The 15,461-nt window shown below is 50.7% G+C and carries 15 protein-coding genes; 1 reads left to right on the top strand and 14 read right to left on the bottom strand.

Annotated elements, in window-relative coordinates; translation table 11 throughout:
• The first annotated feature begins 10 nt into the window (after positions 1-10).
• On the top strand, positions 11-1,150 hold the full coding sequence (locus JW814_04330; protein MBN2070666.1) for a DUF4388 domain-containing protein: 1,140 nt from the start codon (positions 11-13) through the stop codon (positions 1,148-1,150).
• A gap of 52 nt (positions 1,151-1,202) precedes the next feature.
• Here JW814_04330 and JW814_04325 read toward each other — a convergent pair whose 3' ends face one another.
• The 14 genes from JW814_04325 to JW814_04260 all read right to left on the bottom strand — a co-directional run bounded on the left by JW814_04325 (position 1,203) and on the right by JW814_04260 (position 15,458).
• Complete coding sequence (locus JW814_04325) at positions 1,203-2,084, bottom strand: polysaccharide deacetylase family protein (protein ID MBN2070665.1); 882 nt, start codon at positions 2,082-2,084, stop codon at positions 1,203-1,205.
• Between the two features lies 1 nt (position 2,085).
• Positions 2,086-2,553, bottom strand: coding sequence for a dUTP diphosphatase (gene dut / locus JW814_04320; GenBank protein ID MBN2070664.1), 468 nt, complete (start codon positions 2,551-2,553; stop codon positions 2,086-2,088).
• Complete coding sequence (locus JW814_04315) at positions 2,553-3,809, bottom strand: insulinase family protein (protein ID MBN2070663.1); 1,257 nt, start codon at positions 3,807-3,809, stop codon at positions 2,553-2,555. Before JW814_04315 ends, dut begins: the two co-directional genes overlap by 1 nt.
• Before the next feature lie 8 nt (positions 3,810-3,817).
• Complete coding sequence (gene pnp, locus JW814_04310) at positions 3,818-5,890, bottom strand: polyribonucleotide nucleotidyltransferase (protein ID MBN2070662.1); 2,073 nt, start codon at positions 5,888-5,890, stop codon at positions 3,818-3,820.
• Between the two features lie 89 nt (positions 5,891-5,979).
• On the bottom strand, positions 5,980-6,249 hold the full coding sequence (rpsO, locus tag JW814_04305) for a 30S ribosomal protein S15 (GenBank protein MBN2070661.1): 270 nt from the start codon (positions 6,247-6,249) through the stop codon (positions 5,980-5,982).
• A 113-nt stretch (positions 6,250-6,362) separates the two neighbouring features.
• The gene (locus JW814_04300; protein ID MBN2070660.1) at positions 6,363-7,322 is read right to left on the bottom strand and encodes a bifunctional riboflavin kinase/FAD synthetase; all 960 of its coding nucleotides are present in this window, start codon (positions 7,320-7,322) and stop codon (positions 6,363-6,365) included.
• 5 nt (positions 7,323-7,327) lie between these two features.
• Positions 7,328-8,281: a tRNA pseudouridine(55) synthase TruB gene (gene truB, locus JW814_04295; protein ID MBN2070659.1), complete on the bottom strand. Its 954-nt coding sequence runs from the start codon at positions 8,279-8,281 to the stop codon at positions 7,328-7,330.
• Between the two features lie 16 nt (positions 8,282-8,297).
• On the bottom strand, positions 8,298-9,278 hold the full coding sequence (locus JW814_04290; protein MBN2070658.1) for a bifunctional oligoribonuclease/PAP phosphatase NrnA: 981 nt from the start codon (positions 9,276-9,278) through the stop codon (positions 8,298-8,300).
• Positions 9,271-9,678 (bottom strand): 30S ribosome-binding factor RbfA, encoded by a 408-nt coding sequence (gene rbfA / locus JW814_04285; protein ID MBN2070657.1) that lies wholly within the window; start codon positions 9,676-9,678, stop codon positions 9,271-9,273. Before rbfA ends, JW814_04290 begins: the two co-directional genes overlap by 8 nt.
• Positions 9,679-9,693: 15 nt before the next feature.
• On the bottom strand, positions 9,694-9,975 hold the full coding sequence (locus JW814_04280; protein ID MBN2070656.1) for a DUF503 domain-containing protein: 282 nt from the start codon (positions 9,973-9,975) through the stop codon (positions 9,694-9,696).
• 15 nt (positions 9,976-9,990) lie between these two features.
• Entirely contained in the window at positions 9,991-12,156 is a 2,166-nt protein-coding gene (infB, locus tag JW814_04275) for a translation initiation factor IF-2 (GenBank protein MBN2070655.1), read from the bottom strand.
• A gap of 25 nt (positions 12,157-12,181) precedes the next feature.
• Positions 12,182-13,843 (bottom strand): transcription termination/antitermination protein NusA, encoded by a 1,662-nt coding sequence (gene nusA / locus JW814_04270; GenBank protein ID MBN2070654.1) that lies wholly within the window; start codon positions 13,841-13,843, stop codon positions 12,182-12,184.
• An 81-nt stretch (positions 13,844-13,924) separates the two neighbouring features.
• Positions 13,925-14,428 carry a ribosome maturation factor RimP gene (locus JW814_04265; protein MBN2070653.1) on the bottom strand — a complete coding sequence of 168 codons (504 nt, stop codon included), beginning with the start codon at positions 14,426-14,428 and terminating at the stop codon, positions 13,925-13,927.
• Between the two features lie 142 nt (positions 14,429-14,570).
• Positions 14,571-15,458: a M28 family peptidase gene (locus tag JW814_04260; protein ID MBN2070652.1), complete on the bottom strand. Its 888-nt coding sequence runs from the start codon at positions 15,456-15,458 to the stop codon at positions 14,571-14,573.
• Positions 15,459-15,461 lie beyond the last annotated feature (3 nt).

Here is a 15,461-nt window from a genome sequence, read left to right as displayed (position 1 = left end):
AGGCATGGAGATGGCCCTTGAGGGAAACGCAAAAGATTTTGGACTGAGTGAGATATTTCAGCTGATATCGATCCAGAAAAAATCGGGTATGCTCTCGGTAAACGCCGACAGTAACGCCGCGATATTCTTCAAGGACGGACTGATAATATCTACCAGGGACAGGCGGAACCGCTCAAAGGATCCGCTGAAAGATTATCTCCTCAAATACGGATTCATCAGCAGGGACAAGATGAACAATCTGCAGCAGATCCAGTCGGAATCGAATATGGACCTCACGGAGATATTGCTGTCGGAAAAATATTTTTCAGAAGATGAACTTACCGAGATATTTACCGAACAGATATATGAATCGGTACAGGAAGTCCTCAGCTGGCCCAGGAGTCACTACAAATTCATCATTGGAAAGAATATCCTGTCAGGAGTCAGGTCGTTCTCGGCAATCAAGGTAGAAGGCGTGCTTATGGAGAGCATGCGGAGGATCGACGAGATGCCCGAGATGAAAAGGATATTCTCAAGCGAATCTATGAGGTTCAGTCGCCTTCCGTTTCCCGCCGAAAGAGGATTCTCGATCTCCAGAAACGAGGAAGTGCTCTATGAGCTTCTTGAAACGGAGAGGACGCTTGAATATCTTATAACCAACTCGAGGATGGCAAGATTCACTACATATGAATCGCTCAAGCTGCTTCTTGAAAAAGGGATGCTTGAAATCAAGGAAGATCACGCCGCTGACAGGATCGAAGTGAGTGAGCATATCCCCGAGTTGAAAGTCAAAAACAGATCCGCAGTAATGCCCACCTTCGTCACGCTGGTAGTACTGATCGCCGGTTTCGCCATCGGAGAGTACCTCGTCCCCTTTCTGAGCCCTCCAGGTTGGACGGCAGCGAGCGTCACCATGCCGTTGAAGACCGGTAAAAATATGGGGCTTGAATCAGCGGAAAATATGACCGAGTTGAAAATGCGCCTGCTTGAAGCGAAAGTCATCGAGGCTCTCGAAGAATACGCTGCCACAAGCGGAACGTACCCGTTCACGCTCGAGGTCCTGGCCGCTCGAAAGATCATCCCTGGAAGGATCATTGACAGGGTCCAGCAGGCAGGGATGATCTATAAGACCAACGAAAGCGGAAGATCGTATTCGCTTGTCAGGAATTGACCGGCAGATGACAGATCGGTCCCCGGGGGGTCAGACTCTTTCCGATCGCGGTTCAGCAAATTTTCTTAAATGGAGAATCTCCCTTTAACAGGGGAGTCAGCGAGGCGACACTGTTGATCGATCTTCCTTTCAGATCTTCCAGCCAGAACAGGCTCCCCAGTCCGAGCTTGTTGCCGATCGACCTTCTGGAATCGATTATCCAGACTCCCTCGCGCCTGAGATCAAAACGGTCTATTTCACTGTTCCTGCCTGAAGGATAAAGAGTAAAAGCGGCTTCATACCGCGCCTCTCTCGCCTCCTCCCTCACCATGGCGTTACTTCTTCCGAACGGATATGACAGAGTCCTGACTTTTCCTGAGGTCACTTCCTCAATGACACTTTTCGAGATTGAAAGTTCCTGCCTGAGATCATCGACTCCAAGCCTTGTCAGATCCCTGTGCGACCGTCCGTGTGAACCGAAAGAAAAACCTCTTTTGTATAGATCGGATACCTCATCCCAACCCATATGATCGAATTTTCTTCCGGGAAGCTGAAGCTCCCATCTGTTCTCTCTGCCGGCATAGGAAGTGACAAGAAATATCAGCGCGGGGATATTCCGCTCTTCAAGAGCTGGAATGGCATTGTCGAGTATCATCCTGTAGCCGTCATCGAATGTAAGCAGCACTTCACGTCCGCTCGAGACCCTTCGACCTGTAACGGCATCGAGATAACTATCCTCACCTATGAACGTGAATCCTGAATCGAGAAGAAAATCGAGCGACGATGCGAATCTTTTCCTTGTGATCCAGGTACCGCCCAGTTCAAAACCGGTGACCTTGTGAAACGCGAGGACCTTCGGAATATCGACGCGCGGCGGCCCCCACCTGATTTTCCAGGTGCAGAAGACCGCCAGAACGGTGATGACGATCAGGACAGGAGCCAGAAACCACGACATCCTATCCTCCCTGCCCGGTATGTCCAAAACCCCCTTCGCCCCTGCCTGTCTCGTCAAGGCTGTCGACGCCTTCCATCTCGACTTCGGGCAAAACAGAGAAGACCATCTGCGCTATCCTGTCTCCGCGGCGTACCGTAAAATCCTCGTCTCCGAAATTGTAAAGGATCACTCCGACTTCTCCCCTGTAGTCGCTGTCTATCGTACCGGGGCTGTTCAGAAGACCGATCCTCTTTTTGAGGGCAAGTCCGCTCCGTGGACGGATCTGCGCCTCAAAACCTTTTGGTATCGACAGTTCGAACCCTGAAGGGATGACGGCGGCCTCTCCAGGAGGTATGACGATCTCTTCCGTGCACGCGGCGCATATATCGTATCCGCTCGACCCGCCGGTCATCCGCCTTACGGCAGGCAACCCGTCATGTCCGGGAAGATACCTGATCGACACCTTTACCTTAAGCGGGTCGGGAGTCATTACGCGATCCCTTTCAGTTTTTTTGGTCCGACATTGACGTAGATATGATTCTCGTCACCGAGGTACTTCTCAGCGACCCGCATCAGATCGTCCAGGCTGACTTCTTCAATACTCTTTATCAGGGAAGGCAGTGAGAGATACCTGTCATAATGAAAATAGTTATGAAAGAGTCTGAACATCCTGCTGTCGACGCTTTCGATACCGAAAATGACAGACCCCTTTATCTGCGCTATAGCGCTCTCGAGTTCTTCTTTCCTCAGGCCGTCGCTCATGATCTTTACTGTCTCCCTTTTGTAAAGATCGACAGCCCGGGAAAGGTTTTTCGGATCGACGGAGAAGAATGTGGAGAAAGCTCCCGTATCCTTCCAGAAATTCACGCTTGAAAAGATCGAATAGGCGAGCCCCGACTCTTCCCTGAGTGACTGAAACATCCTTGATGATACTCCTCCGCCGAGAATATTCGAAAGGACGAGAAGCGGATATCTTTCAGGATCAGAGGCCGAACCGACTCTTACACCGGCGCAGATATGCGACTGCGAAAGATCCGAACGTCTCACATGCACTGAACGTTTCTGTTTGAACCGGGGAAGCTTCCTTTCGGCCGCGGCCGCTCCCGGGGAGAACCTGAATCTCCTGTCCAGAATGGAGACTACCTTATTGACCGGAATATTGCCTATAAAGACAAGGACTGCGTTTTGAGCGTTATATGTCCTGCGGCGGAAGGAGATCAGTCTTCTCCTCGTTGAACCGGCAACGTCTTCGATACTTCCCGTCACTGGATAACCAAGCTGGTTGCCATAATATAGATTCTGAAAGAAATACTCATAGGCGCTCTCTTCGGGCGAATCGGCAACGGACCTGATCTCTTCCATTATGATCTTTTTCTCAATGGGAAGGGCTTCCAGCGGAATCGAGGGATATAGGACTATATCAGCGAAAATATCGGCCAGGCTCTCAAAATTCTCCTCGAGGACCTTGCCGTGATAACAGGTCTCCTCCTTGCCCGTATACGCGTCCCATTGCCCTCCGATCGTCTCGAGGTCGAGAGCTATCTCAAGAGCAGACCGCGCCACGGTACCTCTGAATACCATATGTTCGAGAAGATGTGAATATCCCCTTTCAGAGGACTTCTCATCTCTCGATCCCCTGGTGATCCAGACACCGAATGCTACTGTCGGAGATACGGGATTGCGCTGATAGAGCAGCCTGGCGCCCGATTCAAGGACAATTCTCTGAGGCCGGGGCAATTTAAGCATAAGGCATTTTAAAGAAGGACCTTACGGCTCAGCCGTATCTTCCCTTCCCTGTCTATACCGATGACTTTAACTTCAAGCTCCTGCCCGAGTTTAAGTACGTCTTCCACATTATTGATCCTCTTGTTATCGATCTCTGATATATGCAGAAGTCCATCCTTACCGGGAAGTATCTCAACGAAAGCGCCGAAGGTGACGATGCTCTTTACCGTGCCTTTATATATCTTGTCCAGTTCCGGTTCGGCGGTAATAAGATTGATCATCTCAAGAGCCTTGTCTCCCGAAGCCTGGTCTACCGCGGCGATTGCGACTGTACCATCATCATCGATATCTATCTTGGCACCAGTCGTGTCCTGGATATGCCTGATCATCTTGCCCCCCGGGCCGATGATCTCCCTTATCTTGTCGACCGGAATCTTGATCTGGACGATCTTCGGGGCAAACGGGGATATTTCCTCGCGCGGCTCCGGCATCACTTCAGCCATGATATCCAGTATCTTCAATCTCGCCTTGCGGGCCTGTCCGATCGCTTCCTTCATCACATCGCGGGATATCCCCATGATCTTTACATCCATCTGGAAGCCGGTTATTCCCTTTGAAGTCCCTGTCACCTTGAAGTCCATATCTCCCAGGTGATCCTCAAGACCGAGAATATCGGTAAGGATCGCGTATTTTTCACCTTCGAGTATCATTCCCATCGCCACGCCCGCTACCGGACCGATGACGGGTACTCCGGCATCCATCAACGAAAGGGATCCTCCGCAGACCGAGGCCATTGAACTTGAACCGTTCGATTCCATGATGTCGGAGACGACCCTGATCGTATATGGGAATATGTCTTCCTTGGGAAGGACAGGTCTTATAGCCCGCTCGGCCAGAGCGCCATGACCGATCTCCCTGCGCCCGGCTCCTCTGAAAAATCCTACTTCGCCTACGCTGTAAGGGGGAAAATTGTAATGAAGCATGTATTTTTTCCACGACTCTCCATCCAGAGCGTCGATCCTCTGTTCATCCTGGGATGTCCCAAGGGTGGTCACTACGAGACTCTGCGTCTCTCCCCTTGTGAAAAGAGCGCTTCCGTGAGTTCTCGGAAGGACGCTTACTTCGCAGGTAATATCTCTTATCTCGTCATACTTCCTGCCGTCAGTCCTGACCTTCTCGTCAAGTATCATCTTTCTTACGACAGTGCGTTCTATCTCGTGCATTATCGCTGATATATCTCCCGATGATTCAGGAAATTCATCTTCATATTTCAGAATCGCTTCGTCGGTAAGGGCGGCAAGAGCGTTTCCCCTGACATGCTTTCCTTTCAACCTGCATCTGCGGTCTACTTCGCCTGTATATTCTTCGACCAGCCTGGTCTTGAGAGATTCATCGATCTCCTTTGGCGTAAAGCTCCTTTTTTCCGGAATCTCGCATTCAGCGAGAAATTCCCTTTGAAAGGCGTTCAGCTCCCTGATCTTCTCATGCCCGAAGTCGAGAGCTTCCATTATCTTCTCTTCGGATGCCTCATCCGCTCCGCCTTCCACCATGATTATCGCGTCATCTGATCCGGCTATCACAAGCTCGAATCCGCCGTCCTGCATCTGCTCGAAGGTAGGATTAAGAATAAACCCGTCCTCTTTCATTCCCACGCGGACTCCGCTTATGATTCCTTCAAACGGAATATCGGACAGGTTCAGCGCGAGAGAAGCTCCAGTGATACCGAGGACATCGGCCTGATGCTGCTGATCGCTGCTGAGGACTGTCGCCGCTACCTGGACTTCATAATTGAACCCTTCGGGAAAAAGCGGCCTGATCGGTCTGTCGATAAGCCGGCAGCTGAGAGTCTCGCTTTCGCTGGGGCGTCCCTCGCGTTTGAAGAATCCTCCGGGGATCTTCCCTGCCGCATAGAACTTCTCCCTGTATTCAACGAAGAGAGGGAAAAACCCCCTGTCGCTTTCAGCTCCCTTTGAGGCGACGGCTGTGATAAGCACTGTAGTTCCCTGCTCGGTTATAAGCACCGAACCGTCAGCCTGGCGCGCCATCCTCCCTGTCTCGACAATATACTCTCGACCATCAAGGTCCATCTTTTTCTTGATCATATCCTCTTCCTCTCATTCCTCCAATTGCAGCTTTTATTGAACATAGCTACCCTCTGACCCCTTGTTGCATCGCTTAGAGGGGCAAAAGGTTACTTGCGGAGATTAAGTTCCTTAATAAGGCTGCGATATTTTTCGATCCTGTTCTTCTTCAGGTAATCAAGAAGCTTACGGCGTCGGCCAACCATTTTCAGCAACCCTCGCCTGGAAGCAAAATCTTTCTTATGGACCTTGAAATGATCAGTAAGAATGTTGATGCGTTCGGTAAGAAGCGCGATCTGAACTTCGGGAGAACCCGAATCCAGATCGTGAAGCCTGAATTTGCTGATTACCTCTTTTTTCTCGTTCTTTTGCAGTGCCATCGTAACTACCTCCTTCAATATCCGTGTTGAAAACACGATGGCAGCAGAAAGGGCAGGATGCCCGATCCGCCTGATAACTGCCTGCCAGTTAGTACGTAATTCATAAACATACACTACTTATCGATAAAGTCAATACTCTTTTCAAGAATCTTGCGGACTTTTTCCCTGTCCCGCAAAAGTTGTGCCTGAAGCTCGCCGCAACTGGCGAAGTTCTTTTCATCCCGGAGATATTCGAGAAGATGTATCCTCAGCCTGCGGCCGTAAAGATCTCCCGAAAAATCGAAAAGATGCACCTCGATCTTTTCGTCGCCATCGCTGCGGATAGTAGGAGCGGAACCTATATTCATCATTCCATCAAAGATATTCTTTTCCACCTCTATCCTGACGGCATATACTCCGGCAGGAGGCACAAGCTTCTCCCGGTGAGTGATCACGGCGTTGGCAGTCGGGAAATCGAGCTTCCTACCTATACCTTCTCCATGGACTACATCGGCATCGAAGAAATAATGCCTGGTAAGAAGCCGCGCCGCTTCCCGAAGTCTTTTTTCCCTGACATCATCCCTGATCCTCGTGCTCGAGACTGCTTCAGAGTCTATTATGACCGGAGGCACGACCGTAACTGCAAATCCAGATTCCCTGCCTTCCCGGCAGAGATGTTCGTGGTCACCCGTGCGGTTTCTCCCCAGGTGAAAATCATACCCTATCACCAGGTGCCTCATTCCCAGCCTGCCGATAAGCCTGTTCGAAATGAATTCCCTGTAATCGATGGCAGAGAGCTTCTCGTCGAACCTTTCGATCACGATGATATCGATCCCGAGCTTTTTCAGAAGTGATATCTTCTCATCGATCGTCGTCAGGAGCTGTGGATTGCGATCGGGGTGGGTCACGCTCAATGGATGAGGATCGAAGGTCAAAAGTATTGATTTGCGCCCGGTCGACTTTTCCGTCGTTTCGAGAAGGCTGCTGATCACCTTTCGATGGCCGACATGCACGCCGTCAAAGACACCGACAGTCACCGTTGAATCAACAATATTCAGATCGAGGAGATCATCGGATCTTATTACTTCAGTCATGGCTTTCACCCGGCATCCCGAAACCTGCTTATCGCGCCTGAAGGAAATACCTTCCTGAGGATGATGATCCCCGCCGGACCGACTTCGGCGATAGCCCCGAGCGACCCTTCATCACGGATAAGCCTGACGCAGGTTCCCGTGGCAGGCAGAGTCCCCGTGACTGATGGCGCGATCCCGTCTTCGAGTTCCCTTGCCTGTTTCCGCGAAAGCGTGACAGATTGAAGATGACTGAGAGCATCGGAGAGTGAATATCCGGGATTTTCCATCCCCTCCAGGTTTTCAAAATCACTATCGGCTATCGAGGATTCGAGATTAAAATGTCCGATCCCCGTGCGGACCAGTCCTGAAAGATATGCGGGCACGGAAAGGGCGTCTCCTATCTCCTCGGCAAGAGTCCTGACGTACATCCCTCTCGAACAATGAATCTCGATCGTGAATTCCGGCAGCGAACACTTGACCAGACTTATATCGTACGTGTCGACTTCTCTCGGGAGGCGCTCCACATCCTGTCCCCTTCTCGCGTAGACGTACAGGGGAAGTCCTTCATGCTTGAGAGCGGAATACATCGGTGGAGTCTGCATACGCCTGCCGATAAACTGTTTCAGCACATCCTCTATATGGTCCGGGGTTATATGTCCCACATCCGCGCTCCTGACCACCTTTCCCTCCCCGTCCTGCGTATCTGTCGAGATCCCCAGCATTATATCAGCCACGTAACTTTTGGGCAGATCCATCAGGTAACCGGAAAGTTTCGTGGCAGCCCCGGTCAACAGAAGGACAAGTCCCGTCGCCGCCGGATCAAGAGTCCCGGAATGACCTACCCTGGTGGGCTTTATTGTTTTTTTGAAGCGTCTTATTACGTCATACGTGGACAACCCCGCGGACTTGTTGACCGGAATGACAAGGTTTTCCATTTTTTCCGTCATGTCATATTCTCCGGTGTAAATATCGAAAAGCACCTTTGCTCTACCTGAATCAGAGAAGACTCCTGAGGCCTTTCACGATCATCTTTTCCGCTTCGAAAATATCGGTGTCCATGGTAAGTCCGGCTGCTTTACTGTGACCGCCGCCTCCGTATCTTTTTGCCAGGGAAGCCACATCATGATCCCCCGGCGATCGAAGGCTTATACGCGTCCTGCCCGGCCCGGTCTCCCTGAGAAGGGCTATCAGTTCCACGTCGTCGATCGTGGCACCGTAATCGATGAATCCCTCGGAATCCTTCAAGGTGGCCCCGGTCTTCTCAAGCATCTCATTCGTGATCTTCATTACAGCTATTTTACCACCGTCGAGTATTTCAAGAGTCTCCAGGACCGGAGCAAGAAGTTTCAGTGTGGAGTATTTCTTGGTATAGATAAAATCATGCGTCAGGCCGTATGAATCGGCGCCAAGTTCGATCAGAGTGCCTGCCGCGTGCATCGCTTCGGCATCGGTGTTATGAAACCTGAATCCTCCCGTATCCATGAGGATCCCGAGATAGAGGCATGTCGCTATTTCAGGAGTGATGCCGGACCGGTCTATGGCGAGAAGAAATCCAAGGACAAGGATAGTAGTCGCCGCCGCATTCTCGTCGACGATATCGATGGCGCCATATCTCTCGTTTGAAGGGTGATGGTCGATGTTGATGACAGGGTGCTTCTGATCGGGAGTCAGCAACCCGTCTGAACGTTCCATAGTGGCCAGGTCCACGGTGATTACAAGGTCGTGTCCGAAAACCGCGACATCCTCCCAGGAGCCGAGCATTTCCGCCCCCGGCAGCCTGTCAAAGAGTTCGGACCTGTCGCCCGGGGCGAAACATATGACCTCTTTCCCCCTCGAACGGAAAAAGAGAGCCAGCGAAAGCATCGAACCGATACAATCGCCATCCGGATCGACATGTCCTATCACGAGAAACCTTTGGTGACTGTCGACAAGTCCTTTTGCTTTTTCAAATTGAGGATCGAAACGGTCTTTATTCATCCGTATCCCCTTCCAGGTCTTCCTCTTCGGCAGAATCGTCCTCATCACCGGGTTCATCCTCGTGCATTTTGACTATTATTTCCTCGAGAGCCATAGCTTTGTCCAGGGACGAATCATAAATAAAGATGAGTTCGGGGATCACCCTGAGCCTGAGCTTCTTTTTGATACTGTTCCTGATATATCCCCTGGCGCTTTTGAGTCCCACTTCGACCTGCTCGAGATCGTCGCTTCCCCCTATGATATTGAAATAGAGTTTCGCCACTGAGTAATCCCTCGAGACGCTCACCCGGATTATAGAGACATTCTCGACCCTCGGATCCTTCACTCTTCTGACCAGAAGGTCTGCAACGAGCTGATGAATCGTCTCCTCTATCCTGCCCTTATGCTTATTATCATTCATCGATCCACTCCGTTATCAGTATATCTCCTTCTCTATCTCGATCAGAACAGCTCTTTCTTCCTTTTCAATATAGGTAATGATCGATTGCATACTCTTGTCGAGGCCTTTTCTTGAACCGGCGACTGTCACGACAGATATCTCGCTCCTCTGCCATTTATCCTGATAGCCGGTCTCGCAGAGAGCGACATTGAATCGGTTACGAAGCCTGTCCTTGAGACTCTTCAGTACAAATCTCTTTTCCTTGAGGGAAGTGCAACCCGGCAAGTGGAACTGGATTGTCAGGGACGCCACAAACATGGTGGAGCTCCGATTCTAGTCGATAGTCCTCGAATGCTCCTCTTCCTTGTATACTTCGAGGATGTCTCCCTCTACGAGGTCCTCAAAGCCGCTGACTCCTATACCACATTCAAATCCTGCCTGTACTTCTCTGGCGTCATCCTTGAATCGCTTCAGAGAGTTGATGGAACCCTTGTAGATGATCTCATTCTCTCTCAGGACCCTTACAAGCGCGTTCCTCTGTATTACCCCGCTCTTCACGTATGAACCGGCTATAGAACCGATCTTCGAGACGCGGAAGACCTGGCGGACCTCGGCTATGCCGAGTTCAGTCTCGACGATATCGGGATCGAGGAGTCCAGACATCGCAGCCTTGATATCATCGATCGCCTGATATATGACATCGTAGAACCTTATATCGACCCTCTCTCCCTTTGCTATCCTCGATGCATCGGGAGTGACGTTTACGTGAAATCCCAGGACTACCGCGTTCGAAGCGGAAGCGAGCAGTATATCGCTTTCACTGATTATCCCGACAGCCTTGTGTATCACGTTTACCTTTACTTCACCGGTGCTGAGGGAAGAAAGGCTCTCGTTGAGGACTTCTATGGATCCGTCCGTATCAGCCCTGATTATAAGGTTAAGTTCCTTGGCAGTCCCTTCCTGGATCTGCGTATAAAGCTCTTCGAGAGATATCCTGTGGACGGTACGGCGGTCCTTCTCCCTGGCGAACTGCTGTCTTCTCGACGCGACTTCCCTCGCCGTCTTCTCATCATCGACCTGGATGAAAGCGTCTCCCGCCTGTGGGACCCCGGTGCATCCGAGGATCACCGCCGGCGTCGATGGAGGAGCAGACTCGATCTGTTCTCCCCGTTCATTCAGCAGAGCTCTCACGCGCCCGAAATAATTGCCCGTAATAAAGATATCGCCGATATTCAGAGTCCCCTGCTGAACGAGGACGGTCGTTACTATCCCGCGGCCTTCTTCCTTCTTCGCCTCAATGACGATACCTCTTCCCTGCGCCTGTGGATCCGCCTTGAGTTCCATCATCTCAGCCTGAAGAAGTATCATCTCCAGAAGCTTGTCTATCCCGATACCGTTTTTCGCCGATATCTCGGCGCACATGATATTACCACCGTACTCCTCAAGGACTATGTTCTGCTGAATAAGCCCGTTCTTAACGCGGTCAAGATCGGCGTTCGGAAGGTCGATCTTGTTTATTGCTATAATAATCGGAACGTCGGCGGCCCTGGCGTGATTTATCGCCTCGATAGTCTGAGGCATCACTCCATCGTCAGCGGCTACTATGACTATTACTATATCTGTAGATTTCGCTCCTCTTGATCTCATCGCCGTGAAAGCTTTATGACCGGGCGTATCGATAAAGGTGATATTCCTTCCGTTTAACTTCACCGCGTAGGCGCCGATATGCTGGGTGATACCTCCCTTTTCACCGGCGATCACGTTGCTCTGCCTGATATTGTCGAGAAGTGATGTCTTTCCGTGATCGACATGACCCATTATCGTTACGACAGGCGGCCTGTGCGAGAGGCGTTCCGGTTTTATCTGCTTATAATCATCGAGAATATCCTGGCCATACGTCGAAGCGAACTTGACGCTGAAGCCGTACTCATCGGCGATCATCTCGATCGTCTCCCTGTCAAGCCTCTGGTTGATAGACACCATCAGGCCCAGTTTCAGGCATTTCCCGATGATCTCGGTCGGATCGACTTCGAGTTGTTCGGCAAGGTCGGCGACCGTGGAGAATTCAGGAAGCTTGATCGCATTCTCTTCTTCCATTATCTCTTCGACTTCATCCCTGCGTCTTCTTCTCTTGGTTTTTCTCGTGACTTCCAGTTTCGCCAGCGTGCGCCTTACGCTTTCCTGTACTGCTTTCTGATCCGCCTCGACGCGCTTGACCGGTTTTTTTGATTTTTTCTGTCTCGGCGGCCTGATGACAGGTTTTCCGACTTTCTTTTTCTTATCCTTATCCTTATCCTTTTCTTTTTCCTTTTGCTTTACTTTAGCGGAAGCTGCATCCTTGACTCTGTTCAAATGCTGCTGAATGAGTATCTCTACCCGGCTTTCGACAGTACTCATATGGCTCTTGACAGTAATGCCTTCCTTAACAAGTATCTTTCTGAGAGCCTCGCTCGAGATCTCATATTTCCTAGCAAGCTCGTATACACGGACCTTTGCCAAATGAATTCAACTCCCTTCAGAACATTTATTTCTCAGTATCTTCGTCAGGCTCTTCTTCGTCGATATCTTCGTCAGCAGCCTCACTGTCATCAAATTCGGGTTCATCTTCCGATCCGTCGTCGGATTGATCATCCGGTTCATCATCGAAGTCGTCATCGGACTGATCATCCTGTTCGTCATCAAAATCTTCATCGGATCCATCTTCCGGTTCATCGATCGAGGATTCTTCACTATCCGGATCATCCTCATCCATTTCTGAATCGGACGTCTTATCCTTTTTTTCGCCGGCAAGCTCTCCAAAAAGAGCTTCCTCCGTCATGACAGGCTCTTCTTCCTTCTTCTCCTCCTCTGGAGCCAGGGAATCCTCGTCGAAGAGAGGCTTGCTCGCCTCTTCTTCTTCAGCTTCTTTTTCCTTCTCAAGAAGGTCTTCAAGAGCCTTGTTGAGTTCTTCCATCGTCTCCGAAGCAAGTACCTTGACCCTCTCGGCAGTCTTCCTGCCTATTCCCTCGACTTCAAGCAGTTCTTCGAGCGTGGTCTTGTAGAGTTTCTGGACAGTCAGGATCCCGACGCTCTTGAGTTTCTGAGCCATCTTCGCCGAGACTCCGACCATCTCGGAAATATCCATCTGGAGCCTCTGCTCGAGCTTATCCCTCTTCTCGACTTCTTTGACCGTCGTGAGGTTGATCTTCCAGCCTGTCAGCTTCGAAGCGAGGCGTACGTTCTGGCCATCTTTTCCTATGGCGAGAGAAAGCTGATCATCCTCGACGATAGCGAGTACGACACCTTCAGCCTCGTTGAATCGAAGCGCTGATACTTTCGCCGGGGAAAGAGCCCGTGACACAAACTCGTTTGTCGTTTCGCTCCAGTTGACTATATCTATTTTTTCTCCATGAAGTTCGTTAACCACGGCCTGTACGCGCGAACCCTTCATCCCAACGCAGGAACCGACCGCGTCAACCTTATCGCTTCTCGAATAGACAGCTATCTTCGAACGGCCGCCAGGTTCCCTGGCTATACTCTTGATCTCGACATCACCATCGAATATCTCGGGCACTTCCTGTTCAAACAGCTTGAAGAGGAACTGGTTGCCGGCCCTCGACACTATTATCTGCGGACCTCTCGTCTCCCTGTCGACCTCGGTCACGCATGCTCTTATCGTATCACCCTGGTTGTACCGCTCCTTGCGGATCTGCTCCCGCATCGGAAGGTAAGCTTCCGCCCTGCCGAGATTAAGCAGTATATTTCCCCTGTCTATCTGGCGGACAGTCCCGGAGATGATCACGCCAATCTTGTCCTTGTATTCCTCGTATATCCTGTCGCGTTCAGCCTCCCGGACCTTCTGCGTCAGTATCTGCTTCGCCGTCTGAATCGCGTTCCGTCCGAATTCCTCGAGCGTGAGCTCTTCATGGACCTCGGAACCGATCACGGCTTTTTCATCTATCAGTCTCGCGTCCTCAAGAAGAAGCTCCACAGCCTCGTCTTCCACCTCTTCGACTACCTTGTAAACACGGAATATCTCAAGCTGTCCCTTGGCCTCGTCCAGATGGACCTCGATCTCAGCCTCCTGGCCAAGCTTGCGTCTTGCCGCCGATACGAGGCTCGCTTTAATTGTTTCCACGAGAGTATTCTTGTCGACTCTCTTTACTCTTATGATCTGCGAAAACGCCTCGATAAATCCTGAATTCATCCTTAAATACTCCCCTCAATCGATGTAAGACTGTTTATTTTATTCCAGACTGTCCCTGCTGTCAAAATGTTTTCTATAATTTTATTTTCTTCCTCTGCTTTTTAAATTTTTCTTTTCGGCCGATGTCCCCCATTTTTCTCCATGAAGATTTGCCTTGACGATCCTGTCAAATTCTATCTTCTCACTGATCCCCGCCTTCGAAAGAAGAAGGCAGTCATCCTCCAGCCCCTCTATCTCACCGATCAAAGATGACTTCTCGCCCTGACCGCCGAGATACTCGACTCTCGCAGACTTTCCCGTGAACCGCACAAAATGCTCCCTTTTCGTAAGCGGACGGTTCATGCCGGGAGTGGACACTTCGAGGTTATAAGAACCGGGCAGAAGTTCGTCTCCATCGAGGACAAGCCCGAGAGCTTTCGTCACCTTCACGCAATCGTCAATCGTGACTCCGTTTTCCGCATCATCTATAAAAATGCGCAGGATCTCTCTTCTGCCCCGGGAAAACCTGTCGAGTTTGACAAGTTCAAAACCGAGAGCATCGATTTCTCTGTTGAGAAGCGCAACCAGATGTTCCTTGTCTGCCATCTACGGCTCCAGCCATTAAAAAGTGCCATATAAAAATAAATGGGGCATCCGCCCCATCAACATCCACTAATACCTAGTTGAAAAAGTGTTAAAAATCAAGTGAAATCGTACCGGACCTGGAAAGCGATTTTAATATGTCTTCCTATTTCTGCCGCCAGATGAACTCTATAAGGACCCTTCCCACAGCGTCGAGGCTTTCCCGGGAACACTTGTCCGGCGTGTCCTCGAGAGTATGCCAGTGATCGTAATCAAAATCGATCAGGTCGACCGCTCTGAATCCCGCCTGTATCAACGGCAGGTGGTCGTCTATGATCATCTGACCCTTTTCCCTGCGGAACTGCCGCAGGCCAAGCTCATCAGCGATCGCGAATATCTCTTCATACAGGTCAGGCGCCGCCGCTCGCGAAAATCCCTCCTGCCTGATTACAAGATCCGAATCTCCAATCATATCGATCACGATCGCCGCGAAAGGCATGTATCCACGGGTGTTGGATGCGAAATATGCCGATCCGAGGCAGAAATCCTCCGCCTTTCCCGCTTCTCCATAATCTTCTCCGTCAAAAAGTATAATATCGACTCCGACGGGAGGAGGGTGTTCACCCAGAAGCCTCGCTATTTCAAGAAGAACGGCGACTCCGCTGGCCCCATCGTTAGCTCCTGTTATAGGAATATCCCTGTTTGCCGGATCGGGATCCATGTCGGCGACAGGCCTTGTATCATAATGGGCTCCAAGCATTATCCTCTTGCCTGATTTCATATTGTAGTTACCGATGATATTTACCAGTCGAAGAGTATCTCCGCTGCTGAGGATCCCCTCGAACGGCTGCAGCGAAAGATTCGCTCCGTATCTTTCCAGGCTGGATGCCAGGTACCTCTGCAGCATCCTGTGCTCCGGGCTTCCGGGAAACCGGGGCCCAATCCCGCATTGCTGCTCGAGAAGATCAAAAGCGTTATCGGCATCGAACACGGGAGGATCGTTACTTCCACACGCGCTTATCGCCAGCGCGGCAGAGAGAAAAAGAGCTGCCATCTG

It is taken from the genome of Candidatus Krumholzibacteriota bacterium, assembly GCA_016932415.1.
In the GTDB taxonomy this organism is placed as follows: domain Bacteria; phylum Krumholzibacteriota; class Krumholzibacteriia; order Krumholzibacteriales; family Krumholzibacteriaceae; genus Krumholzibacterium.
Note: the sequence above shows the minus strand (reverse complement) of the source record. Positions and strands in the feature narration are given on the sequence as shown.

Coding starts and splice junctions, on each gene's coding strand:
- JW814_04280 (MBN2070656.1), bottom strand. CDS start 9,975: ATGTTTGTGGCGTCCCTGACAATCCAGTTCCACTTGCCGGGTTGCACT.
- JW814_04330 (MBN2070666.1), top strand. CDS start 11: ATGGCCCTTGAGGGAAACGCAAAAGATTTTGGACTGAGTGAGATATTT.
- JW814_04265 (MBN2070653.1), bottom strand. CDS start 14,428: ATGGCAGACAAGGAACATCTGGTTGCGCTTCTCAACAGAGAAATCGAT.
- rpsO (MBN2070661.1), bottom strand. CDS start 6,249: ATGGCACTGCAAAAGAACGAGAAAAAAGAGGTAATCAGCAAATTCAGG.
- JW814_04290 (MBN2070658.1), bottom strand. CDS start 9,278: ATGAATAAAGACCGTTTCGATCCTCAATTTGAAAAAGCAAAAGGACTT.
- JW814_04300 (MBN2070660.1), bottom strand. CDS start 7,322: ATGACTGAAGTAATAAGATCCGATGATCTCCTCGATCTGAATATTGTT.
- pnp (MBN2070662.1), bottom strand. CDS start 5,890: ATGATCAAGAAAAAGATGGACCTTGATGGTCGAGAGTATATTGTCGAG.
- JW814_04260 (MBN2070652.1), bottom strand. CDS start 15,458: ATGGCAGCTCTTTTTCTCTCTGCCGCGCTGGCGATAAGCGCGTGTGGA.
- rbfA (MBN2070657.1), bottom strand. CDS start 9,678: ATGAATGATAATAAGCATAAGGGCAGGATAGAGGAGACGATTCATCAG.
- JW814_04315 (MBN2070663.1), bottom strand. CDS start 3,809: ATGCTTAAATTGCCCCGGCCTCAGAGAATTGTCCTTGAATCGGGCGCC.
- JW814_04325 (MBN2070665.1), bottom strand. CDS start 2,084: ATGTCGTGGTTTCTGGCTCCTGTCCTGATCGTCATCACCGTTCTGGCG.
- nusA (MBN2070654.1), bottom strand. CDS start 13,843: ATGAATTCAGGATTTATCGAGGCGTTTTCGCAGATCATAAGAGTAAAG.
- dut (MBN2070664.1), bottom strand. CDS start 2,553: ATGACTCCCGACCCGCTTAAGGTAAAGGTGTCGATCAGGTATCTTCCC.